The organism is Nonomuraea sp. PA05, from assembly GCF_008086045.1.
In the GTDB taxonomy this organism is placed as follows: Bacteria; Actinomycetota; Actinomycetes; order Streptosporangiales; family Streptosporangiaceae; genus Nonomuraea; species Nonomuraea monospora.
Window position 1 is genome coordinate 40640 of sequence record NZ_VSEY01000060.1, and the last position, 21647, is coordinate 62286.

Below are 21647 nucleotides of genomic sequence, written 5' to 3' on the forward strand. Positions count from 1 at the left end.
CTTTCGCCCACGGGGTGGCGTTGGGAACGGGCGAGAGGAGATCACATTGGACCGTCACGACGGCTTCCGCGAGTTCGTGCTCGCCCGCCAGCAAGCGCTGATGCGGACGGCGTACCTGCTCACGGGAGACGCCCATCTCGCCGAGGACCTGCTCCAGAGCGTCCTGGTCAAAATAGCCGGGCAGTGGGGCAAGCTGTCCAGGGACGGCAACCCGGAGGCTTACACCCGCAGAGCGCTGGTCAACCAGTACATCTCCTGGCGGCGCAGGCCCAGCCCCGAGCTGCCGAGCGCCGACGTGCCCGAGCGGGGCGTCGTGAGCGACGACGCCGCCCTCGACCGCATCGTGCTGCGGCAGGCGCTCGCCAGGCTGGGCCCCAAGCAGCGCGCCGTGATCGTGCTGCGGTTCTGGGAGGACCTGACGGAGGCGCAGACCGCCGAGGTGCTCGGCTGCTCCGTCGGCAACGTCAAGAGCCAGACCCACCACGCGCTGGCCCGCCTGCGGGCGATCGCGCCCGAACTGGCGCACCTGCTGAACGACCCCGAACTCGCGGAGGTGATCCGATGACCCGGCTGCGTGAGGCCCTCGACGGCATCGCGGCGGAGGCGCCCCAGGCGGACCTGCTCGACGCGGCCATCGCCGGGCACCGGCGCCGGCGGCGGACCACGGCGGCCGTGACGGTGGCGCTGGCCGCCGCCACCACGGCCGCCGTGGTCGCGGCGACCGGCGCCGTCGCGGCGCTGCCCTGGCAGCCGGCCGCCCTGCCTGCCGTGCCGCAGCAGGCGGCCGTGCCGCCCGACCTGCCCGAGGGGGCGGTGGGGGTGCTCAGCCACGCCTACCGGACGCCGTGCACGAGGGCGGGCGACGGCGGGCTCGACTGCGATGACATGGAGTGGCGGGTGGTCACCGCCGCAGGGAAGACGTACCGGATGCCGCAGGCGCTCGTCCGCACCGAGAGTGACCACGACACCCCCGTGGCGCTCAGCCGGGACGGGCGCAAGCTCGCCTACTACAGCAGGCAGTCGCAGGCGCACGTGGTGCGCGACATGGTGACCGGCGCCGAGGTGACCGGGCCGCGGCTGCCGGAGGAGCAGATCGAGATCGGCTCCATGCTGGTGGTGTCCGACGACGGCCGTTACCTGGTCTTCGACCCGAGGGAGGGCACCAAGTACCCGGGCAGGCTCATCGACATGCGGACCGGGAAGCAGACCACGATCAACGGCAAGTACGAGCCGGTCGCCGTCAAGGACGGCGTGGTCGAGCTGGTCCGTTACGTGCGGACGGACCTGTGGTTCATGCCGGTCACCGGAGGCGGCAAGCCGGTGCGGTTCGACGGGAGGTTCATCGGGTTCAGCGAGCTGGCCCCCGACGGGCGTACGGTGCTCGCGCTCAACGGCGAGCACGTCAGGCGCGCGACGCCGACGATCACCGTGCTCGACGTGAAGACGGGACGCGCCGTGCGGGAGATCGCCGTCACCGGGCTGTCCAGGACCCGTGGCGTCGCCTTTCCCACCATCTGGCGTAACGGGGCGGAGGTCGTGGTCAGGTACGACGGCGGGAGCGGCTGGGAGATCTACTCCGTCGACGTCGGAACGGGCAAGGCCCGGCTGCTGACCAGGCACGACAACAAGACCATGAGCCTGGTCCTTCCCGGGGCGGCGGCAGGCGTGTAGCCCTGACCCCGCCGCTGGGCGGCGGGCGTGCGGCCCTGACCCAGCCGCAGCCGCAGCCGCAGCCGCAGCCGCGGTGGCAGCGGCGCGAGGTGGGTCAGCTCGCCCGGTCGCGCATCAGCTCCGTCACGGTGGTGGCGCGCATCAGGTGAGGGTCGAGCTGCTCCGCCCGTTCGCGCGGGACGCCGCCCGCCACGGCCGCGTCGGCGAGCGCCTCCCTGAGCCACCGCACGTCCACCGGACGGCCGTCGGACCGCCTGATCAGCGGCTCCCCGGCCGTCCGCGCGGCCGACAGCGTCCGCAGCAGCGAGCGGGCCAGCGGCGGGACCGGGAACGCCACCAGATCGCCCCGCCCGTCGTGCATGGTCACCACGGCCGGCTCCCCGGCCGTCACCGCCCGCAGGTCCTGCACCGTCAGCCCGGCCAGCGCCGACACGGGCGCCCCCGTGGCGTCCAGCAGCGCGACGGCCGCGGCCTCGGCGGACCTGCCCTCGGCGGCCAGCCTGGCGGCACCCTCGCGCAGCCGCCGCCGCTCCTCGCGGCGCGGCATGCCCTCCTCGCGGGCGGGCGCCGGGCGCGGCACGGTGGTGGCGGGCATGTGCCGGATGACGCCGCTGCGCCAGGCGAAGGTGTAGAACGACGACAGCACCGCGCGCTTCCTGGACACCGTCGCGTTCGACAGCGGCCTGCCGGGGTTGCGCACGCCGATCGTCAGCGTTCCCGCGCGCGCGGCGTCGCAGTAGGTGTCCAGGTGCGCGCCGGTGACCGCGAGCAGCTCGATCCCCTCGGCCGCCCCCTCGCCCGGCCCTTCGCCCGGGGTGCGCAGCCAGCGCAGGAACGCGGCCAGCACCTGCAGCCGCGCCTGCCGGGTGGCCGCGGACTGCTTGTCCAGCAGCCAGGCCGCCACCGTGCGGCGGGTGGCCGGCGCCAGCGAGTCGACCAGGTCCACGTCGGCGCCCGACGCCTCGCCGCCGTCGCCGGGACGGCGGCGCGGGCGCAGCCCGCCGATCCGCCCCACGCTGAGCACCGCAGGGTCCGTCTCGGCCTCCTCCGGAACGGCCCGCGCCACCCCGGTCTCACCTCGCTCCTCCGCCATCGCCGCCAGGCGCCACTCGTCCGCCACCGGCGTCCTGCGCGGCCCGTCCTGCGTCGCGTTCTCGTACCGCCGCACGCCGTCCTGCACCGTGTTCTCGCGCTGCCGCGTGCCGCCCTGCGTGTTCTCGCGCTGCCGCGTGCCGTCCTGCTCGCCGCCCAGCGCGGCGGGGTCCGTCCTGCGCATGCTCAGCACTCGACCGTGCCCGCTCTCACGGCCGCCGCACGGCCGGCCAGCCCCGGCCGCGCCATGGACGTCACGGGCGTGTGGTGGGTGACCGGCGCGCGGAGGGCTCCGCCGGGGCGGCCTGAGCAGGGCAGTGCGTTCATGATCTCGATCTTCTCACGGAGTGACCCTCCGCCGCCTCCGATGTCGGGTTGTGACCGTTGATGTCATGATCTGAGAATTCCGCTGGTCAGCGCTCCCTCGCCCCTGCGCGGGCGAAGACGATCACCCTCTCATGACGAGCCCGGCCAGATGACGCAGCGAGCCGATCAGATGCCCCGGGGCCGAACGGCGGGAAGTCCAGCCGTCGTGACGTATCTTCATCCGGAAGATCTCCCCCACGTGGAGCCCGTGGGGGAGCGGGTAGCCTGGGCCGATGTTCTCGCCTCACGGCCCCTCGCTGCGCGAGCTGGCGATCCAGGCGCTGTCGTCGGTCGAGCACGGCTACGACCTGCTCGCCCCCAAGTTCGAGCACACGCCGTTCCGCACCCCCGGCGCGATCCTCGACGCGACCGCCGGCGCGCTGCGCCCGCTCGGGCCGTTCGAGCGAGGGCTGGACGTGTGCTGCGGCACCGGCGCGGGCATCGGGGTCCTGCGGCCCCTGTGCCGGGGGCCGGTCACGGGCGTCGACTTCAGCTCCGGCATGCTCGCGCAGGCGCGCCGCGCGCACCCGGGCGCCACCTGGGTGCGGGCCGACGTCCGCGCCCTGCCCTTCGACGCGGCCTTCGACCTCGCCGTCAGCTTCGGGGCGCTCGGGCACTTCCTGCCCGCCGAGCGGCCCGCGCTCTTCGCCGGCGTGCACCGCGCCTTACGGCCCGGCGGGCTCTTCGCCTTCCCGATCGGCGCGCCGCCGCCCGTCAACACCGCCCGCTACTGGGCGCTGCAGGGCTTCGACCTGGCCATGCGGGTACGCAACGCCGTCTGGCGCCCGCCGTTCGTCATGTACTACGGGACGAGCTGGCCGCAGGCCGTCCGCGACGATCTGGTCGCGGCCGGGTTCAGCGTGACGGCGGTCCCGCTGACGGCGCTGGGGCGGCGCGAGGACGGCAGCCCGCGCTGCCGCCTCCTCCTCGCCCGCAGAACGTAGTCTCCGAGGTCCGGCACGGCCGATGCCGGCTTCGGCGTCGCGTGGCCGATCAGGGTGACTCCGGCTGGGTGCGGCGGGCGTAGGCGCGGGCGGCGCGGGCGCGGTCGCCGCAGCGCGTGGAGCACCAGTGGCGCCGGCCGTGCCGCAGCAGGTACCGGTTGCACGGGGCGGACCCGCAGTTGGTGAGACGGTCGGCGTCGGGGCCGGTGAGCAGGTCGGCCGTGCTGGCCGCGAGGGTCGCCAGCGCGTGGTCCAGGATCGCGTTGGTGGGGCACGGCGCCGCCCGGTAGGGACCGGTCTTGTCGTCCCAGTACAGCAGGTCGGCCGTGGGTGCCCTGCTCAGCGCGTCGTTGACGGCGGACAGGGCCGCGGGCAGGACGGGCAGCCCCGCGACGCGGGCCGCGAACAGGGCCCTGACGTGCTCGCGCAGCGAGCGCAGTTGCGTCGCGCACATCTCCTGCACCCCGGCGTCGGCCGGCGCGAGGCCGTGCTCGCTGAGCCAGCGGTTCGTCGACGCGGGGGTGCCGAGTGCGTCGACGAACACCCCGCCGGGCAGTGCGATGGCGCTGTTGACGAAGTCGAGGGCGAGGTAGTCCGCCGCGCCCGGCGCGGGCGGCGGCATGGACTCGGCGGTCGACGGCTCGCTCATGACTCTCATGGTACGGGTTGCGCTAGTCCGTGAGACACGGTTACCTTCATCACGGATAAACCGTCTCTCATCCGTGAGGTGTCTCAATGGCCAGCTTCAGCACGTCCACCGAGCAACTCCCCGTCCGCGTCCTCGGCGGCCCGACCGCCCTGTTCGAGTACGGCGGCCTGCGCTTCCTGACCGACCCGACCTTCGACGAGCCCCGCGAGTACCCCGTACCGGGCGGCCGCCTCACCAAGACGGCCCCGCCCGCCGCCAGGCCCGCCGACCTCGGCCGCATCGACGTCGTCCTGCTCTCCCACGACGAACACCCCGACAACCTCGACGACTCCGGCCGGGCGCTGCTCGCCGACGTCCCGCTCACGCTCACCACGCCCGGGGGCGGGCGGCGGCTGGGCGACGGGGCTCGAGGCCTGGCCGACTGGGAGCCGGTCGAGCTGGAGCGGCCGGGAGGCGGCACGGTCACGGTCACGGGCGTGCCCGCCATCCACGGGCCCGGCCCGCGCGAGGAGGTCGAACCGATCACCGGGCAGGTCGTCGGGTTCGTCCTGACGGGGGAGGGGCTGCCCACGGTCTACGTCAGCGGCGACAACGCCTCACTCGACGCGGTCGAGCGGATCGCCGAGCGGTTCGGGCCGGTGGACACCGCGATCCTCTTCGCCGGGGCCCCTCGGTTCACCGTGCTGTTCGACAACGCGCTGATCGTTCTCGACAGCGTTCAGGCCGCTCAGGCCGCCAGGATCCTCGGCGCCCGACGGGTGGTGCCCGTGCATTACAACGGCTGGGCGCACTTCACGGAGGGGCGGGAGCGACTGGTGGCCGCCTTCGCCGACGCCGGGCTGGCCGATCGGCTGGACCTGGGGGAGCAGGGCTGACTCGGCGGCTACCGGCGCCCCGATCGGAAGAACCCTCTCGTGACGACTGACACGCCCACCCGCACCAAGGACGCCCCGCGCCGGCGGGCGCAACGCCGCTCCCTGATCGTCCTGGTCGCCGCCCAGATCCTCAGCGGCGTCGGGCTGGCGGCAGGCGTGACCGTCGGCGCCCTGCTCGCCCAGGACATGCTCACCTCCACCGGCCTCGCGGGCCTGCCCAGCGCCGTCGGCACCGCAGGCTCCGCGCTCGCGGCCGTCGCCGTCGGACGCGTCTCGCAGGCCCGCGGACGCCGCCCCGGCCTCGCCGCCGGATACCTCGCTGGCGCCGTCGGCAGCGCCGGCGTCATCATCGCCGCCGTCCTCGGCAACCCCGCCCTGCTCTTCCTCTCCCTCTTCGTGTACGGCGCCGGCGCCGCCACCACCCTGCAAGCCCGCTACGCCGGAGCCGACCTGGCCGCCCCCGCGCACCGAGCCCGCGCCGTGTCCACCGTGCTGGTCGCCACCACCCTGGGCGGCGTCGTCGGCCCCAACCTCGCCGCCCCCACCGGCGCCCTCGCCCTCGCCCTCGGCATCCCGTACCTGGCCGGGCCCTTCCTGCTGGCCGGCGCCGCCTACGCGCTGGCCGCGCTCGTCCTGGCCGTCTGGCTGCGCCCCGACCCCCTGCTGCTCGCCCGCGACCTCGACCTCCAGCAACGGACAGCCGCCGCCGAAGCCGCCGAAGCCGATAAAGCCGACAGAGCCGCCGGAGCCGACAGAGCGGCGGGCGCGACAGCGGGCGGGCCCGATGCGGCGCCGGTTGGCAGGCGTGGCCCGGGTCTGCTGCTGGGCACGCTGACCATGACACTCACCCAGCTGGTGATGGTCGCCATCATGACGATGACCCCCGTCCACATGCACGAGCACGGCCACGGCACCGCCGCCTCCGGCCTGGTCATCGCCATCCACATCGGCGCCATGTACCTGCCCTCCCTCCTGACCGGCTGGCTGGTGGACCGCTACGGACGCCTCGCCATCGCCACCGCCTCAGGCCTGACCCTCCTGGCCGCGGGCATCGTCGCCGCCGCCGCGCCCGCCGGGTCCGTCTGGCTGCTCGCCCTCGCGCTCGCCCTGCTGGGCCTGGGCTGGAACTTCGGGCTCGTCTCCGGCACCGCGGCGATCACCGACGCCGTGCCCCTGGCCGGCCGCGCCAGGACCCAGGGGCTGATCGACGTGGTCATCGCCGTCGCGGGCGCCGCAGGCGGCCTGGCCTCGGGCCTGGTCGTCACCGCCGCCGGGTTCACCGTTCTCGGGCTGGCCGGAGGACTGCTGTCGCTGTCCATCCTGCCCGCCGTCGCCATGACCACCGCCCGCCGGCGATGAACGGCCGGCCGTCCGCGACCGCGATGCGTCCCGGCAGTTGGAACATCGTTCACCTCCGTTCGGCATTGTGATCGCGGCGAGTATGTTGCAGATATGGCCAACGGAGCGGCACACGGCAGGCCGGTCGGCCGCGACGCCGAGCTCGGACTCCTCGCGGACGCCGTGTCGGGCGCGGCCGGTGGATCGCTGCGGGCCGTGGCGGTGCGCGGCGACCCGGGGATGGGCAAGACGCGGCTGCTGGCCGAGCTGGCGGCGCTGGCGCGGGCCCGCGGCTTCGCCGTCCACCAGGGTCAGGCGACGGAGTTCGAGCGTGACGTGCCGTTCGGCGTCTACCTCAACGCGTTCGAACCCCAGCCGGGCGCTCCGGGCGGTGACGCGCAGAACGCGCTGACCGAGCTGCTGCTGGACGCCACAGGGCCGTCCGAGGCGCGGCGCGCCGGGCTCGACCGCTACCGGCTCTTCCAGCGCGCGCGCCGGCTCATCGAGGACCAGGGCGCCGCGGGCCCGGTCGCCATCGTGCTCGACGACCTGCACTGGGCGGACCAGTCGTCGGTGGAGCTGACCGAGTATCTGCTGCGCCGCCCGCCACGGGCGCCGCTGCTGCTCGCCACCGCCTACCGCGCGGCCCGGGTGCCCGCGGGCATCGCCCACGCCGTCGCCCGGCTCGGCGGCGCGACCGCCGACATCAGCCTCGCGCCGCTGGCCGAAGCCGACGTGGCGGCGCTGCTGCCCGGGGCGGACCGGGCCAGGCGGCGGCTGCTGTACCGTACCACCGGCGGCAACCCGCTCTACCTCCAGGTGCTCGCCGGCGCGGGCGTGGAGACGCTGACCGCCCTCGCGGAGGCCGGGGACGCGGCGACCGGCGCCCCGGAGCGGGCACTGCTGGACGTGCTCAGCACCGACCTGACCGCACTGACGGCGGACGTGCGGCAGGTGGCGTGCGCGGCGGCGGTGGCCGGCGAGCCGATCTCGCTGGACCTCGTCGCGTCCATCACCGAGCTGCCCGAGCCCGTCCTCGACCGTGCCGTGGACCACCTGGTCGGCGTGGGCCTGGTGGTCGAGGCCGACGCCTGCTTCCGGTTCCGGCACCCCCTGGTGCGGGCGGCGGCGTACTGGATGGCCGGCGCGGCGTGGCGGCTGCGCGCGCACGACCGGGCGGCGGAGCATCTGCGCACCGGCGGCGGCCCGCTGCAACTGCTGGCCCACCACACCGCGCGGTCGGCGCGGCACGGCGACGCGCAGGCGGTGCGCACGCTGGAGGCGGCGGCAGCGGCGGCGCTGGACGCCGCCCCGTCCACCGCCGTCCGCCTGTTACGGACCGCGCTGCGGTTGCTGCCTGACGAGGCCGAGCACGCCTCCTGGCGGCTGCGGTTGCAGTGGGCGCTGGGCCGCGCGCTGGGGGTGACCGGCGAGCTGGCGGCCAGCCGGCGCATCCTCCAGGAGGTGATGCGGGGGCCGGACCGGCTGCGGATCGCGGCGGTGAGCTTCTCCTCGATGGTCTACCGCCTGCTCGGCGACTTCGACGAGGCGAAGGCGCTCGTCACCACCGAGCTGACCCGGCCGCACGCCCGCGACCGCTCCACCAGCCTGGCCCAGGTCGGGCTGGCCGCGGTCGAGCTGATGGGGCGCGAACCGGGCAAGGCCGGGCGCACGGCGGCGGACGCGATCCCGTCCCTGGTGAACGCGGGCGACAGGGCGCTCGAAACGGCCGCCCGCACCATTCATGCCCTGGCCGGGTTACGCGAGGGCCACGTGGCGCGCAGCAGGAGCGAGACCGGCAGGGCGGTGTGGCTGACCGACGCCATGACCGACGACGTGCTCGCGCCGCAGCTCGAGATGGTCGCGCCGCTGGCCTGGGTCGAGCTGCACCTCGGGCGCTACGACGACGCGTCGCGGCATCTGCGCCGCGCGCTGGACATCGCCTACCGGGCCGGGCGCAGCCACAGCGTGCCGTACCTGCTCATCGTGTTGTCCGCGCTGAACGAGCGGCAGGGCCGGCTGGCCGAGGCGGTGAGCGCCGCGGAGGAGGCCCGCGAGGCGTCCCGGCTGATCCACAGCCGGGAGACGCTGGCCATGTCCAGCATCCTGCTGCTGCGCCCGCTGCTGTGGCGGGACGGGCCGCGGGCCGCACTGGAGCTGGCCGACCGGATCGAGGGGACCCGGCCCAGGTCGGGCTGGTGGTCCGGGCTGGCGCTGCTCGACCTCGCGCTGCTGCACGCCGAGGCCGGGCAGCCGGGCCAGGCGCTGGCGGCGCTGGCCATGGAGGACCCGGCCGACGAGCTGACCAAAACGTACTGCCTGGCGTTACAGGCCACCGCCACCGCCGCCACTGCCACCGCCGCCGGCGGGCCGGAAGCCGGTCCGCTCGCGGAGCACGCCCTGGCGCGGGCGACCCGGTCGGGCCTGCCCCACCAGCTCGGGTTCGCGTGCCGGGCGCACGCGAAGGTGCTCATGCTCCGCGGGCGGCCGAAGGAGGCGGCCGTCCAGGCGGCGCGCGGCGCCGTCCACTTCGCCGAGGCCGGCGCGCCGGTCGAGGAGGGCCTCACGCGGCAGCTCGCCGCCGAGCTGTACGCGGGGCTGGGCGCGGTCGCGCAGGCCCGCGACGAGCTCGGCCGGGCCAAGTCCCTGTACGCCGCCGCCGGGGCGGCCTGGCTGTCGGCCGCGCTGGCCCGCGACGAACGCCGCCTGGCCGCCAGGGCGCCACGCGGACGGCGGCAACCGGCAGGGCCGCTGTCCGCGCTGACCGCCCGCGAACGGCAGATCGCCGACCTCGCCGTGGGCGGGCTGACGAACCAGCAGATCGCGGAGCGGCTGTACCTGAGCCCCAAGACGGTGGAGGCGCACCTGTCGCGCACCTTCGCCAAGCTGGGCGTCCAGTCGCGCGTCACGCTCACCCGGCACCTGGCCGCCGACGCGCGGGCCGGCGACGACTGAGCGGCTCCCGCCCGATGTAGGGGGTGGGATAGGGAACCGCCCGATGCTAGCGAAGGCCGCGCTGAAGCATGCTGCTGCGGCGAGCCACGCGACCATCGAAGGAGTTTGTCATGTCACCTTCGCATGTCAGAAGGCGGGCCAGGACACGCATCCTGCTGACGGCGTTATGCGCCGGCCTGGGGTTGCTCCTGCCGGCCACCACGGCCGTCGCCGACCAGGTGCCGCTGCCGCCGCGGCCCACGATGTCACCGCCGGTGCCGGTCACGCCCCCGCCCGGCGGCCCGCGGCCGACACTGTCGCCGCCGATCGTGCTGCCGTGCCCGCCGACCTGCCTGGACATGCCGGAACCCGAGCCGTACGACGCGGTCGTCTACGGCGACAGCTACACCAGCGGCGAGGGCGCCAGCCACAACCACAAGTACGTGCCGAAGGCCGACGGCACGGAGGACTTCCGCCACAGGTCAGGCCTGGCGCCCTTCTACGTGGCCTGGGCCGCCCTGGAGATGGGGCGCCACCCGCTGCGCAGGATGGTGCTCAACTCGGAGACGATGCAGCGGACGATCGGGCGCGACAACCTCTACTTCCAGGCCTCGTCCGGCGCGTGGCTCAAGCACCTCGACGAGGACCAGATGGAGAAGAAGGGCGGGACGGTCGTCCGCAACCCGCCGCAGACGCACGACGTCCCGACCATGGCCAAGGTCGTGCACTTCGGGCTCGGCGGCAACGACGCCGGGTTCGCCGACCTGGTCGGCACCGCGGCCACGGCGTTCCTGATCCGGCCCAACGGCGCCCTCATGGGGTCGCTGACCTGGGAGGCGGACCAGGAGAAGTCGGTCGCCATGGAGCTGAGCCGGCTGGACCCGCGGATCGACACGCTGAAGGACAAGGTCGCCCACGGGCTGTGGAGCGTGCGGGAGACCCACCCGGTGGCCGACATCGTGGTCTCGCTCTACCCCTTGGGGGTGAAGGCGTCGGGCAACACCCGCATCCCGGAGATGACCACCACCACGATGGAGATGATCTATCCCTTCGCGGTCCGCGTGAACCAGGCCATCCGTGACGGGGTGGCGCAGTTCCAGGCCAGCTTCCCGCAGACCAGGGTGCACGTCTTCGACCCGAACACCGCCGGGCCGAACGGCACCAGCGTGGTCGCCGGGCACGAGCTGGGCCAGCCCGACTCCTACTTCCAGAGCCTCGTGCACCGCCCCAACCTGCTCCTCGGCAAGCCGTTCCAGTCCTACCAGGAGAGCTTCCACCCCAACGAGCCCGGCTCGGTCGCCATCGGCAAGGCGCTGGCCACCTTCCTGGCGGAGAAACTCCCGGAGCTCTTCCCGAACGGGCCCGACTTCAGCGCCCTCAGCATGAACCCGCAGCCGCTGGCCGCGTCGCCGGACGACGCCCAGGCGGTGCTCGAATGGGCGGTCACCAACGGGGCGCAGCTCTGCGAGGACACCGACATCGACAGCCTGTGCCGCTCCATCACGCCCACCGGCATCGTCCTGTCGAAGGACCTGTGGTTCGACCCCGACAGGGTTAAACCGTTCCCCGGCCCGCCGGTTCCCGGCGGCCCCGACCAGGGCACGCCGGGCGGCGGTGGCGGGGGAGGGTCCCCCGGGATCCCGGCCGAGTACATCCCCAAGGATCCGTGCGACATCTTCCGGCCGGTCCGGTACGAGTACTACGCGGGGGTGAAGGTGCAGGGCGGTCCCTACCAGACGCCGGTGACCATCGAGGAGATCGTCATGGCGCCGCGCAAGCCCAAGTGCGTCCCGGGCGTGGGGCTGATCTTCGAGTGACCCGTGGACAGGGGCCGCCGGGACGGGCGGCCCCTGGTCACAGCACGACCGGCAGTTTGTCGTAGCCGCGTACGGTGCTGCTGTGCAGCCGCACCGCGCGCTCGTGATCGACGTCCCAGACGGGGAAGCGGCGCAGCGTCTCCGCCAGGCCGACCCGCCCTTCGAGGCGGGCCAGGGCCGCGCCGAGACAGAAGTGGATGCCGAGGCCGAACGCGAGGTGCCCGTCGAACCGGCGGCGCACGTCGAACCGATCGGCGCCCGGGAAGACGCGTTCGTCCCGGTCGGCCGCCCCGGTGAGCAGCAGGACCTTGGCGCCGGCCGGGATGGTCGTGCCGTGCAGCCGGACGTCGCGGGTGAGGGTGCGCCCCTGCACGGGGGACGGGGACTCGTACCGCAGGATCTCCTCGACGGCGTTCCGCAGCAGCGAGGGGTCGGCGGCCAGCGCGGCACGCTGACCGGGATGCGCGGCGAGCAGCGCGCACGCCCAGCCGAGCAGCCGGGCCACCGTCTCCGTGCCGCCGCTGACCAGCAGGCCGGCGAAGTCGGCCGCCTCGCCGGTGGTGAGCCGCCGGACGCCTTCCCCGGTGGATACCTCGGCCTCGACCAGCGCGGTCATCAGGTCGTCGCGCGGGCTCCTGCGGCGGGCCTCGATCTGGTCGCAGAAGTACGCGTGCAGCCGCATCATGGCGGCGAAGGAGACCTCGTTGACGACCCCTCTGCCCTCCTCGATGTGGAAGGCCCTGTCGATCTCCTCGCGCACCTCCTCGCGGTCCGCCGGGTCGACGCCGATCAGCTCGGAGATGACCCTCGACGGGAGCTGGACGGCGAAGTCCTGAACGTAGTCGAACCCGTCGCCGCCGAGGTGCGGATCGAGCAGCTCGGCGCAGAGCGCGCGGACGTACTCCTCCAGCAGCGCGATCCGGCGGGGCGTGAAGGCACGGGAGACGAGCGTGCGCAGCGTCGTGTGCGCGGGCGGGTCCGTGAAGAGCATCATGCCGCCGCCCATCGGCTCGCTCGTCATGAGCTCCAGCACGGTGCCGTACGCGGAGCTGTAGGTGCGCGGGTCCCGGCAGGCGGCCTCGACGTCCGCGTAGCGGGACAGGGCGTGGAAGCCGAGCTTGTCGTTGTGGTAGACGGGCCGCTCGTCGCGCATCCTGCGCCACAGCGGATACGGGTCGAGGTCGATCGTCTGGTCGAACGGGTCCCAGTACAGTTCGGTCACGGCGGACCACCCCTCAGCCGCTGAGTCTCACCATGTCAACGAGTCTGCGGGGGTGACGCCTCCGGCGCCACCCCCGGTCACGTCCGCCCGTCAGGCGTTCATGTCGATCTTGTGCGAGCAGAGCTCCCTGCCCAGCCTGGCCGGGTTGCTGTCGGCCTTGCCGAAGTGGGCGGCGGCGGCGTCGAACCGCGCGGCCAGCGCGCTGCCGTCGGCCACCTCGACCAGCCCGCCGCTCTCGGTGGCCCAGGAGGAGTAGGTGTCGGAACGGTACTCCTGGCCGTAGAGCTGCGAGACGATGTCCCTCAGCCCGCCCTTGCCGTTGAACATGGCGTGCGAGCCCCAGCCGACGTAGGCGCGCGGATGCGCCAGCCCCCGGCCGACCGTGGTGCGGTCGTCCCCGCTGATGCTCTCCGCCCGGTCCCAGGACAGGCCGCGATGCTTGCCGTGGGTGCTCATCAGGAACCAGGACCTGTCCCAGGTCCCGTTCGCGTCCTTGTTCCAGACGACCTCCACGTACTCGAAGTCGTGCGGGTGGCCGCCGCCCGCGAAGTAGCTCCTGGCCAGGTAGAGCGAGTAGACGACGCGGATCTCGTTCGGGTTGCAGTGCTTGGCGGTGTAGTAGGTCGGGAACGGCGTGCCGACTCGCGGGCAGCCGCTGTCGCTGTCGGGCCACGCGGTGACCTTCGCGCCGGCGGCGGGAGCGCCGTCGGAGCCGAAGGCCGGCTGGGGCCAGCAGGGGTCGTTGTTGTGAGCCCGGGCGAACAGCCAGAGGGGCGCCGACCAGTTGGCGAAGTCCCTCATCGACCAGCCGCCCGACGCGGTGTCCGACGCCGTGTCCGACGCGGTGCCCGCCGAGGCGGGCGCCGAGACGGGCGCCAGGAACGCCAGGCAGGCCAGGGACGTCAGGACAAGGGTTGCGATGCGCCGCAACATGTGATGCTCCTTTCCGTGCAGCCGATCGGCGGCTGCACACGGGAGCTTGTACGGGGTGCGGCGCACGGCGAGTTCAGCGCTGAACTGCGTCCTTTTCCTCATTCGCCTCCCGCGCCAGGACACAGTGGGTGCCGGTGAAGATCGTCGGCATGCACTTGTTGCAGTGGACGCACAACGAGCGGGTGCCCGGCCGCTCGCGCAGCCGGTTGATCAGGTCGGGCTCGCGCAGCAGCGCGCGGGCCATGGCGACGAACTCGAAGCCCTCGGCCATCGCCAGATCCATGGTGGCGCGCTCGCTGATGCCGCCGAGCAGCACGAGGGGCAGCTTCAGCGCGGCGCGGAACTGGCGGGCGGACTCCAGCAGGTACGCCTCCCGGTAGGGGTAGGCGCGGATGAACCGGCCGCCGGCCAGCCGGAGGCCCAGCCGTACGGGCTGCTTGAACGTGGCGGCGAACTCCGCGACCGGCGCGTCGCCGCGGAACAGGTACATCGGGTTCAGCAGGGAGCTGCCGGCGGTCAGTTCCAGGGCGTCGAGGCTGCCGTCGCGTTCGAGCCACCGGGCGACCTGGAGGCTCTCGTCCAGCCACAGGCCGCCGGGCACGCCGTCGTCCATGTTGAGCTTGGCCAGGATCGCGATGCGGTCGCCGACGGCGCCGCGGACGGCGCGGGCCGCGCCGAGCGCGACCTTGGCGCGGTTGGCGAGCGAGCCGCCGTACTCGTCCCTGCGCTTGTTGAGCCTGGGGGAGAGGAACGAGCTGGCGAAGTAGTTGTGGCCGAGATGAATTTCCACGGCGTCGAAGCCCGCCTCGACGGCCAGCCTGGCGGCGCTCGCGTGGGCGGCGGTGATGCGCTCGATGTCGGCGACGGTGGCGCGGCGGGTCAGCCGCATCGCCTGCGGGTTGAACGACGCCGTCGGGGCCAGCGCGGGCAGCCGGGTGGACCTCGCGTTGGCGACCGGCCCCGCGTGGCCGAGCTGGGCGGAGGCGGCGGCGCCCGCGGCGTGCACGGCGTCGGTGAGGCGGCGCAGCCCCGGCAGGGCGTCCGGGCGCATCCAGAGCTGGTGGCGCTGGGTGCGGCCCTCGGGCGCGACGGCACAGTAGGCGACGGTGGTCATGCCCACCCCGCCGGCGGCGTGGGCGCGGTGGAAGGCGATGAGGTCGTCGCTGACGAGGGCGCCTGTGGCCATGCCCTCGAAGGTGGCGGCCTTGATGACGCGGTTGCGCAGCGTGAGGGGGCCCAGTGCGGCCCGGTCGAACACGTCCATGGCAACCTCCCGGGTTGCGGTGTCCCTGCCGGTCGATGGAGGTACGCCTATCAAAGCAGGCCCGGGCCGAGATCCCAGGGCATCCCGTCGTGGTGGCCGCGGTGGTGCTGGGCGCTGATCCGGACGAGGTCAGCTGAGCGGGCGCATGACGCTCAGGGCCTCTTCGATCAGTTCGCCGGGGAACGGGGTGGTCCGGCTGGTGCCGTACAGGTGCCAGTAGAAGTCGTTCATGGCCGCGGCCACGGGCGCGTACCGGCGGATGGCCGAGGCCACGGCCGGCGGGGCGCCCGCCGGCTCCGCGCCCTCCGCGCACGCCCGCACGTACGCGTTGCGCCGGATCGGCAGGCCGCCCACCGGCACCCCCACCCCGCACACGTCGGTGACGAGCCAGTTGACCAGCCGCATCATCGCGTAGGCGAGATCGTGGGCGCGGTTGCGGTGCAGGAACTCGGCCTCCTCCTCCGACAGGTCGAAGCGGGAGGAGGTCGCCAGCCCGAAGTCCGTGATGTAGAGGCGCTCGCCGTCGGTGAGCATGTTGCCGAAGTGGCCGTCGAAGTGCGTCAGCTCCTGGCCGTTCATGAACGCCACGTCGGCCAGCATGCGCGACTCCAGCAGGGCGCCCGCCGCGGCGGCGGCGTCCGGGCCGGCGGCGCGGCGGGTGGCGAGCCAGCCGCCGAGGTCGCGGGGGATGAACTCCTGGAACAGCACGACGGAGGCCGACGCGCCGGCCAGGGCGTGCAGCCGGTCGCGCACCCCCGGCGACCCGTCCCAGTACCGGACGACCGCCTCCACGTCGGCGTGCTCGCCGAAGGGCGGCGGCGCGCCCGGCAGCACCCGCCAGTGATACAGCAGCGGGAAGGACGCCGTGCGCCCGGCCAGCACCCAGCCGGTCGTCATCTCGCAGGCCGCCAGCTCACGCCACGCGCCGAAGCCCGGCGAGGGGAAGGCGGCGATCCCGTACTGGCAGACCGGCGGGATCCCGAACAGGTTCGCCGTGGACAACTCGTTGCCGGGGCGGCGCTCCAGGTCGGTCAGGGGGATGCGCTTGGCGAAGACCGGCACGTCCTCGACGGTCAGCAGGGCCGAGGCGCCGCCGACCCCCGAGCCCAGCGGGCGCGCCCGCTCCAGCGACTCGGCGAGCCGCCGGTCGCTGCGGGACGCCAGCGCGCTCGCGACGCCGGCGTGGCGGCGGGCGCGCGCTTCGTGTGACATGTCCGTGTACGGGGGCAAAGTGTGATCATTCTACGGTGCGGCCTTCGCCGGCCGGTAGACGCCCTTCGTCAGGTCACGGCCACGCGGTCGGTCAGCGGGTAGGCGCGCTTCATCAGGTCACGGCCACGCGTTCGGTCAGCCGGTGGGCTCGGTGCCCGGGTCCGCGTCGCCCTCGGCCGTCTCGTCGCCGTCCTCGGCCACCTCGCGCCGCTCCTCCTCCGCCTTCACCTCCGGGTCGGGCGGCGGCTCCACCGGCTCGGCGGGGATCGGCCGCGGCGTGTCCCGCACCTCGACCCCGGCCCGCGCGGCGAGCGTGTCCGACTCTCCGCACACCTGGCCGATCGCGGGTGGCATCTCCTCAGGGCGTTTGTCGTCCATGACCCGCAACTGCCCCCGGCTTGACCGATCAAGCGTGACGGCCGGACGTACGCCCGTGATCAGGACGCGGCGGGCTCGTGAGGCAGGGGCGCGGCCGGGTGGTGGTCGACAACGTCGAGGATGGCGTGGGCCGTGCCGGGGTGGATGTTCAGGCGTGCCCACGCGCCGGTGATCCGCAGCAGCCGGGCCACGACGTCCTGGACGCCCGCCAGGTGCAGCGCCCCGCCCCGCTCGCGCAGGACGGTGTGCAGCCTCTCCAGGACGCGCAGGCCGTGGCTGTCCATGAACGTCAGCAGCCCGAGGTCGAGCACCACCGGCCGGCCGGGCAGCAGCCGCCGGCGGACATAGGCTTCCAGCCGGTCGGCGTTGGTGGCGTCGACCTCTCCGATCACGCTGATGAGCACGCCGCCGTCGAGCCGGTGGCAGCCCAGGGTGAGGGACGGCGTGGCGGGCTCCAGGCTGCCGCCATGCCGGTGAACGAGATGCATGTGCGTGGAGTCCTTCCCGGGCGTGGAGGGGTATGGGGTGCCGCTGGTCCTCTCCTGAAGAGTAATACAGGAAATATGTTACCGGAAGCCGACTTCGTGAGACCCATGTCGGCTTTTCAGGGTGACCTGGTCGTAGAAGATGCCCAGCCGGTCGATGCGCCAGAGCTGGCCGTACACGATGAGGGTCGCGCCGAGCACGGTCGGCCAGACCGTCAGCGCGATCAGCCCCCACACCAGCAGGGCGAGCCCGGCGAGCGCGCCGGCCGTCCAGAAGCGCTGGACGACCGCGAACCCGGCGGGCATCCGCGAGCGGTCCTCCAGCCACAGCCGCTCGCCGTAGATGCCCCGCGACGACCAGGCGACCGGCCGGTCGATCGGCGGGAAGGCGTGCGGGTTGGCCCACAGCCACAGCACGACCAGCGCCAGCGGCACCAGCGCCCACCAGCCGATCCACGCGCGGCTCCAGATCGCCAGGATGGCGAGCGGGATGGCGGCGAAGCGCGTCCAGACGCTCCACGGGTTGGCGTGACGCCTCCACGCCTCCTCGCTCATGCCGGCCATCCGCGCGTACTTGTCCAGAACGCTCATGCGAGCATCCCCCTTGCCAGAGTTCTGATGGTGGCGTCGAGCACCTGCTCGTAGGCGGGGCCGAAGCGGTCGCGGTTGACGACGACGAGGCCCGCGGCGCGGATCACCCCGGCGAGGGTCTCCGCCGGGATGTCCGCGACCAGCACGCCCGCGCGCTGCCCGGCGGCCAGGTAGTCGAGCAGCGGCGTGACGAGCCGCGGGGTCACGCGGGCGATCTGCTCGGGGCCGACGCGCCTGGTCACCGCCTCCAGCTCGTCCGGCCTGGTGAGCAGGCGCCGGTAGAGCGGGTCGCCGGTGAGCACGCCGGTGATGGCGTGCATGACGGCGACCAGGCTCTCCTCCCCGGGCGGGACGGCGAGCGCCGCCGTGAGGCCGGCGGTCACCCGCGGGGCCCGGCGGAGCATGACCTCCAGGTAGAGCGACTCCTTGGAGTCGAAGAAGGCGTAGAAGCTGCCCTTGGCGATGCCCGCCGGGCCCACCAGCTCGTCCAGCGAGGTCTTCTTCAGGCCCTGCGTGGTGAACAGCTCCTCGCCGAGGTCGAGCAGCACGCCGGTGATGCGTGCCTTCTCTTCGGACGTGAACGCGACTGCCAAGCTATGACTCCTTCAGTCATTTGTTCATAGCCTAGCCGTGACGGAGCCCGACGCCAACCGGAGAGCCCCTGTTACCGCTCGATCATCCGCAGCTGCGCCTCGTCGTGATGCCCGCCCGCGGCCGGAGGCAGACGGTCGGGCTTCGCCGGTTGCCCGGGTCGTCCGGGCCGAAGTCGCTCTCCGAGCGGATCGCGCCGGTCAGGAAGCCGTGGCCGGGCGGGGAGCAGGCGGCCAGGCCGATGCCCAGCTCGCGCAGCAGCGGTAGTACCTCCTCCTGGTCGCGCGTCGTTCTCGGGCCCACCCGGTGCTGGTAGTACAGGTCGATGTGGCCGGTGCCCAGGCGCGGCGGCCTTGCCGAGGAGCTCCCCGTTGACGTACGGGCCGTAGATCTCGGCGGTGTCCCAGGTCCAGGGCACGGGCCAGGGCGCCCAGCACGCTGTCGGAGGCGCCCGGCAGGTTCCCCCGCTCCATGCGGAGGCAGTAGTCGTTGGAGACGCCCGCGAGCATCGCGACCTCCTCACACCGCGACCCCTTCATCCGGCGGTCGCCACCGAAGGCAGGCCGCCCGCCTGCCGCGGCGCGCCGCGAGCTGAGGAACTCGCGGACCTCGGCGCGAAGATCATGCGCCCAGCGTATGCACGCCGGCCCAGGCGAAGGAGGCAGCGCCAGTACTTCCCGGCGTGCCCGGTGCCCGTAGGATGGCGCGCCAGCGTCAACCTCGTACGACAGGAGAGGCACCAGCACCATGGCGAACCGGGACGCCACCGCACTCGACGACCCGGTGGGCGCGTCCCTGCGCGGCCACCACGCCCACCTCGCCCGCCGCCTCGGCAGGGCCGCCACGTACCAGTCAGGGGTGGCGACGTTCTCGGCGGTGAGCGCCGGCGCGGACCCGCAGGAGTGGGCCGACCTCGCCCGGCTGCTCGGCCGCGGCGAGGTGGCCGACCTGTTCAGCTCCGCGGCGGTGCCGCCGCCGGACTGGGAGCCGGTCTTCAGCCTGGAAGGCCGCCAGCTCGTCTGGACGGGAACCGCCCGCGTCCCGGCAGGGAACGGCGTGAGCGAGCTCGGCGCGGACGACGTGCCCGAGATGCTCGACCTCGTCGCCCGCGCCAAGCCGGGGCCGTTCTGGCCGCGTACCCGTGAGCTCGGCACCTACCTCGGCGTCCGCGAGGAGGGCAGGCTGGTGGCGATGGCGGGTGAGCGGCTGCGGCCGGAGGGACACACCGAGATCAGCGCCGTCTGCACCGCGCCCGAGTCGCGCGGACGGGGCTACGCGGCCCGGCTGGTCGGCGCGCTCGTCGAGCGGATCACGGCACGTGGCGAACGGCCCTTCCTCCACGTGGCCGAGGCGAACACCGGGGCGATCGCCCTGTACGAGCGGCTCGGCTTCGAGACGCGCAGACCCGTGACCTTCCGGGGGTTCCGCATCCCCTGATCCTGCGGGCGAAGGCTGCTGTCCAGGCGCTGGCCATGTCGCTGACCTCCTGTTTCTCCCACGATGGGCGGGGTGGTGCGGAGGGAAGGGAAGCGGGGAGACCGAAGGGAGACCGCGGGTCGCGGACAGCTCCCGCGAGGCGGCCGTCCGGGGCACCAAGGCAGCGCTGGCCTCCGCCGCGGCGTGCGCCACGTCGGGGAGCACGGCGGTATAGAGGTCGGAAGTCATGGCCAGGCTGGCGTGCCGCAGCATCGCCGAGGTGACCTTCATGTCGTTGCCCGCGGCGAGCGACAGCGTGGCCGCGCCGTGACGCAGATCGTGCAGCCGGATCGGGGGCAGCCCGGCGGCGAAGGAGAGCCGTGCGAAAAGCTTACTGATCACATCGGGGTGCAGCGGCGAGCCGTCCGGCTTGGTGAAGATGCGTCCGCTGTCGCGCCAGGCGGGGCCCGCCCGCAGCCGGTCGGCGCGTTGCCGCGCATGATGCACGTGCAGCACGTCGAGGGTGGACTTGTCGAGGGCGACGAGGCTGTCGGAGGACTCGGTCTTCGGTGCCCCCTCTTCCACTTGCCTGTCGACGACCGTGAGTTGGGTGGTCACCGCCAGCGTGCCGTCGTCGGTGTCGAGGTCGGTCCAGCGCGCGCCGCACGCCTCGCCGCGGCGCAGCCCGCGCAAAGCGATCAGGTGGAACAGCGCGTACAGCCGGTCGGTGACGGCGTGGTCGAGGAACGTGCCGAGCTGGGCCGGCGTCCACACCATGACGGGAGAGGGGCGTAGGTCGGTGCAAGCCCACACGATGATCTTCTCGCGACGAGAAAGTGCGGGGTCGGCGCGTACCGCCCTGAGGCGTTCGGCGAAGGCCTGGTCGAAGGCCTCGACCCGGGCCCTGGTCCAGACCAGGCCCTTGGGTTTCCTGCCCGCGGGCAGGTGCATCAAGGCTGCGGCGTTGAAGGTGACCAGGTGCTCGCGCATGGCGTCGGCCAGCACGCTTCTGATCGTGGCCTTGATGCGTTGTTTGGTTGCCGGTCCGGTCGTGCGCTTGCCGCGGGCCGAGTTGCGGATCTCGGGATCGCCGGAGCGCCGGGCGGCCAGAATCTGAGCGTTCTTCTCGTCGATGCGGGCGAAGACTCCTTCGATGGTGGGCACGAAGATGCGGTCCAGCCGGACCTCGTCGAGGACTTCGCCGAAATGCACGTCATGGTGGGTGATGTAGTGGGTCAGCGTGGATGCGCGAACGTCCTTGAGCCGGCGGCGCCGCTCCACCCAGGTGCTCCAGTACTCGCCGAAGGTCATCGACTGCAGTGGCTGCCCGGTCCGGAACCTGCGCTGCACCTCGTCATGGCCGGGCAGGGGCGCCTCCTTTCGATGCGCCGCCTTGATCATGGAGAGGATCTCCACCCGCGCCTGATGGCCTGCTGGACCCGGTTCCGGAAGGTCGAGCAGGCGTCCGGCCTTCTCATAGAAGGCGGACAGCTCGGTTTCGCTGGCGAAACCACCCAAGCGCAGGTAGATGCGCTTGCCATCGGGCCCGGCCGGGATCTCTTCTTTACCGTGCCAGGTGCCGTGATGCGGGTTCCAGGAGCCGTTTGCGCGTCGTAGCTTGGGGCATCTCGCGCCAATATCTGAGGCGCAATAGGTATTCGTCCTGGCATACCACCTGCGCGCATCCAGCGCCGCAAGCCGGTGAAGCCGCCGATCGCGGTGGTGCTGCGCGAGCACTGGCGTGAGGTGGCGTACGCCATCGGGGTGATCATCAACAACTGCGCCCTGGCCTACATCCTCGGCTACGGCGAGTCCGCCGACCCGTGAGCTTCTTCGGGGATCGCCCGGCCGTCATAGCAAAATAGAGCA

At 73.3% G+C, this 21647-nt stretch carries 20 protein-coding genes and 1 pseudogene; 8 read left to right on the forward strand and 13 right to left on the reverse strand.

Features of this window, described 5'->3' with window-relative positions:
- The first annotated feature begins 46 nt into the window (after nucleotides 1–46).
- On the forward strand, nucleotides 47–565 hold the full coding sequence (locus FXF51_RS54165) for a SigE family RNA polymerase sigma factor (protein ID WP_148442708.1): 519 nt from the start codon (nucleotides 47–49) through the stop codon (nucleotides 563–565).
- On the forward strand, nucleotides 562–1671 hold the full coding sequence (locus tag FXF51_RS54170) for a hypothetical protein (protein ID WP_148442710.1): 1110 nt from the start codon (nucleotides 562–564) through the stop codon (nucleotides 1669–1671). The genes FXF51_RS54165 and FXF51_RS54170 overlap by 4 nt, the downstream gene beginning before the upstream one ends.
- A 94-nt stretch (nucleotides 1672–1765) precedes the next feature.
- Here FXF51_RS54170 and FXF51_RS54175 read toward each other — a convergent pair whose 3' ends face one another.
- Together FXF51_RS54175 and FXF51_RS61470 are read right to left on the reverse strand one after the other, a co-directional pair.
- Entirely contained in the window at nucleotides 1766–2947 is a 1182-nt protein-coding gene (locus tag FXF51_RS54175; RefSeq protein WP_148442711.1) for a tyrosine-type recombinase/integrase, read from the reverse strand.
- A gap of 2 nt (nucleotides 2948–2949) precedes the next feature.
- Nucleotides 2950–3090, reverse strand: coding sequence for a hypothetical protein (locus tag FXF51_RS61470; protein ID WP_187415076.1), 141 nt, complete (start codon nucleotides 3088–3090; stop codon nucleotides 2950–2952).
- 272 nt (nucleotides 3091–3362) lie between these two features.
- On the opposite strand from FXF51_RS61470, the gene FXF51_RS54180 reads away from it, so the two are divergent.
- Nucleotides 3363–4073, forward strand: coding sequence for a class I SAM-dependent DNA methyltransferase (locus FXF51_RS54180; RefSeq protein ID WP_148442713.1), 711 nt, complete (start codon nucleotides 3363–3365; stop codon nucleotides 4071–4073).
- A 49-nt stretch (nucleotides 4074–4122) separates the two neighbouring features.
- Here the strand turns inward: FXF51_RS54180 and FXF51_RS54185 are convergent, their stop codons facing one another.
- Entirely contained in the window at nucleotides 4123–4722 is a 600-nt protein-coding gene (locus FXF51_RS54185; protein ID WP_148442715.1) for a CGNR zinc finger domain-containing protein, read from the reverse strand.
- An 86-nt stretch (nucleotides 4723–4808) separates the two neighbouring features.
- Here FXF51_RS54185 and FXF51_RS54190 point away from each other — a divergent pair, with 86 nt between their 5' ends.
- From FXF51_RS54190 to FXF51_RS54205, 4 genes are all read left to right on the forward strand, one after another.
- Entirely contained in the window at nucleotides 4809–5597 is a 789-nt protein-coding gene (locus FXF51_RS54190; RefSeq protein ID WP_148442717.1) for an MBL fold metallo-hydrolase, read from the forward strand.
- A 39-nt stretch (nucleotides 5598–5636) separates the two neighbouring features.
- Nucleotides 5637–6956: an MFS transporter gene (locus tag FXF51_RS54195; protein WP_148442719.1), complete on the forward strand. Its 1320-nt coding sequence runs from the start codon at nucleotides 5637–5639 to the stop codon at nucleotides 6954–6956.
- Between the two features lie 93 nt (nucleotides 6957–7049).
- Nucleotides 7050–9890 carry a helix-turn-helix transcriptional regulator gene (locus FXF51_RS54200; RefSeq protein ID WP_148442721.1) on the forward strand — a complete coding sequence of 947 codons (2841 nt, stop codon included), beginning with the start codon at nucleotides 7050–7052 and terminating at the stop codon, nucleotides 9888–9890.
- A 110-nt stretch (nucleotides 9891–10000) separates the two neighbouring features.
- Nucleotides 10001–11686 carry a hypothetical protein gene (locus FXF51_RS54205; RefSeq protein ID WP_148442723.1) on the forward strand — a complete coding sequence of 562 codons (1686 nt, stop codon included), beginning with the start codon at nucleotides 10001–10003 and terminating at the stop codon, nucleotides 11684–11686.
- Between the two features lie 37 nt (nucleotides 11687–11723).
- Here FXF51_RS54205 and FXF51_RS54210 read toward each other — a convergent pair whose 3' ends face one another.
- The 9 genes from FXF51_RS54210 to FXF51_RS63315 all read right to left on the reverse strand — a co-directional run bounded on the left by FXF51_RS54210 (nucleotide 11724) and on the right by FXF51_RS63315 (nucleotide 18665).
- Entirely contained in the window at nucleotides 11724–12908 is a 1185-nt protein-coding gene (locus FXF51_RS54210) for a cytochrome P450 (RefSeq protein ID WP_222871892.1), read from the reverse strand.
- Nucleotides 12909–12998: 90 nt separating this feature from the next.
- Nucleotides 12999–13841 carry an NPP1 family protein gene (locus tag FXF51_RS54215; protein ID WP_187415078.1) on the reverse strand — a complete coding sequence of 281 codons (843 nt, stop codon included), beginning with the start codon at nucleotides 13839–13841 and terminating at the stop codon, nucleotides 12999–13001.
- Nucleotides 13842–13914: 73 nt separating this feature from the next.
- Entirely contained in the window at nucleotides 13915–15105 is a 1191-nt protein-coding gene (locus FXF51_RS54220) for an NADH:flavin oxidoreductase (RefSeq protein ID WP_148442725.1), read from the reverse strand.
- 129 nt (nucleotides 15106–15234) lie between these two features.
- A complete protein-coding gene (locus FXF51_RS54225) occupies nucleotides 15235–16317 on the reverse strand; it encodes a serine/threonine protein phosphatase (protein ID WP_148442726.1) in 1083 nt (360 codons plus the stop codon).
- Between the two features lie 135 nt (nucleotides 16318–16452).
- Nucleotides 16453–16695, reverse strand: a complete 243-nt coding sequence (locus FXF51_RS54230; protein WP_148442727.1) for a hypothetical protein — start codon at nucleotides 16693–16695, stop codon at nucleotides 16453–16455.
- 59 nt (nucleotides 16696–16754) lie between these two features.
- On the reverse strand, nucleotides 16755–17183 hold the full coding sequence (locus FXF51_RS54235; protein WP_148442728.1) for an STAS domain-containing protein: 429 nt from the start codon (nucleotides 17181–17183) through the stop codon (nucleotides 16755–16757).
- 78 nt (nucleotides 17184–17261) lie between these two features.
- The gene (locus FXF51_RS54240; RefSeq protein ID WP_148442729.1) at nucleotides 17262–17771 is read right to left on the reverse strand and encodes a DUF6653 family protein; all 510 of its coding nucleotides are present in this window, start codon (nucleotides 17769–17771) and stop codon (nucleotides 17262–17264) included.
- A complete protein-coding gene (locus FXF51_RS54245) occupies nucleotides 17768–18364 on the reverse strand; it encodes a TetR/AcrR family transcriptional regulator (RefSeq protein ID WP_148442730.1) in 597 nt (198 codons plus the stop codon). Before FXF51_RS54245 ends, FXF51_RS54240 begins: the two co-directional genes overlap by 4 nt.
- Nucleotides 18365–18446: 82 nt before the next feature.
- Nucleotides 18447–18665, reverse strand: coding sequence for an aldo/keto reductase (locus FXF51_RS63315; protein ID WP_262380507.1), 219 nt, complete (start codon nucleotides 18663–18665; stop codon nucleotides 18447–18449).
- 888 nt (nucleotides 18666–19553) lie between these two features.
- Here FXF51_RS63315 and FXF51_RS63325 point away from each other — a divergent pair.
- Nucleotides 19554–19799: a GNAT family N-acetyltransferase gene (locus FXF51_RS63325; RefSeq protein ID WP_262380506.1), complete on the forward strand. Its 246-nt coding sequence runs from the start codon at nucleotides 19554–19556 to the stop codon at nucleotides 19797–19799.
- 213 nt (nucleotides 19800–20012) lie between these two features.
- Here the strand turns inward: FXF51_RS63325 and FXF51_RS63605 are convergent.
- Nucleotides 20013–21179 (reverse strand): annotated as a pseudogene (locus FXF51_RS63605) (tyrosine-type recombinase/integrase); the annotation flags it as partial.
- Between the last annotated feature and the right edge of the window lie 468 nt (nucleotides 21180–21647).

Coding starts and splice junctions, on each gene's coding strand:
- FXF51_RS54205 (WP_148442723.1), top strand. CDS start 10,001: ATGTCACCTTCGCATGTCAGAAGGCGGGCCAGGACACGCATCCTGCTG.
- FXF51_RS54180 (WP_148442713.1), top strand. CDS start 3,363: ATGTTCTCGCCTCACGGCCCCTCGCTGCGCGAGCTGGCGATCCAGGCG.
- FXF51_RS54230 (WP_148442727.1), bottom strand. CDS start 16,695: ATGGACGACAAACGCCCTGAGGAGATGCCACCCGCGATCGGCCAGGTG.
- FXF51_RS54200 (WP_148442721.1), top strand. CDS start 7,050: ATGGCCAACGGAGCGGCACACGGCAGGCCGGTCGGCCGCGACGCCGAG.
- FXF51_RS63325 (WP_262380506.1), top strand. CDS start 19,554: ATGGCGGGTGAGCGGCTGCGGCCGGAGGGACACACCGAGATCAGCGCC.
- FXF51_RS61470 (WP_187415076.1), bottom strand. CDS start 3,090: ATGAACGCACTGCCCTGCTCAGGCCGCCCCGGCGGAGCCCTCCGCGCG.
- FXF51_RS54215 (WP_187415078.1), bottom strand. CDS start 13,841: ATGTTGCGGCGCATCGCAACCCTTGTCCTGACGTCCCTGGCCTGCCTG.
- FXF51_RS54185 (WP_148442715.1), bottom strand. CDS start 4,722: ATGAGCGAGCCGTCGACCGCCGAGTCCATGCCGCCGCCCGCGCCGGGC.
- FXF51_RS54240 (WP_148442729.1), bottom strand. CDS start 17,771: ATGAGCGTTCTGGACAAGTACGCGCGGATGGCCGGCATGAGCGAGGAG.
- FXF51_RS54190 (WP_148442717.1), top strand. CDS start 4,809: ATGGCCAGCTTCAGCACGTCCACCGAGCAACTCCCCGTCCGCGTCCTC.
- FXF51_RS54235 (WP_148442728.1), bottom strand. CDS start 17,183: ATGCATCTCGTTCACCGGCATGGCGGCAGCCTGGAGCCCGCCACGCCG.
- FXF51_RS54175 (WP_148442711.1), bottom strand. CDS start 2,947: ATGCGCAGGACGGACCCCGCCGCGCTGGGCGGCGAGCAGGACGGCACG.
- FXF51_RS54220 (WP_148442725.1), bottom strand. CDS start 15,105: ATGGACGTGTTCGACCGGGCCGCACTGGGCCCCCTCACGCTGCGCAAC.
- FXF51_RS54225 (WP_148442726.1), bottom strand. CDS start 16,317: ATGTCACACGAAGCGCGCGCCCGCCGCCACGCCGGCGTCGCGAGCGCG.
- FXF51_RS54170 (WP_148442710.1), top strand. CDS start 562: ATGACCCGGCTGCGTGAGGCCCTCGACGGCATCGCGGCGGAGGCGCCC.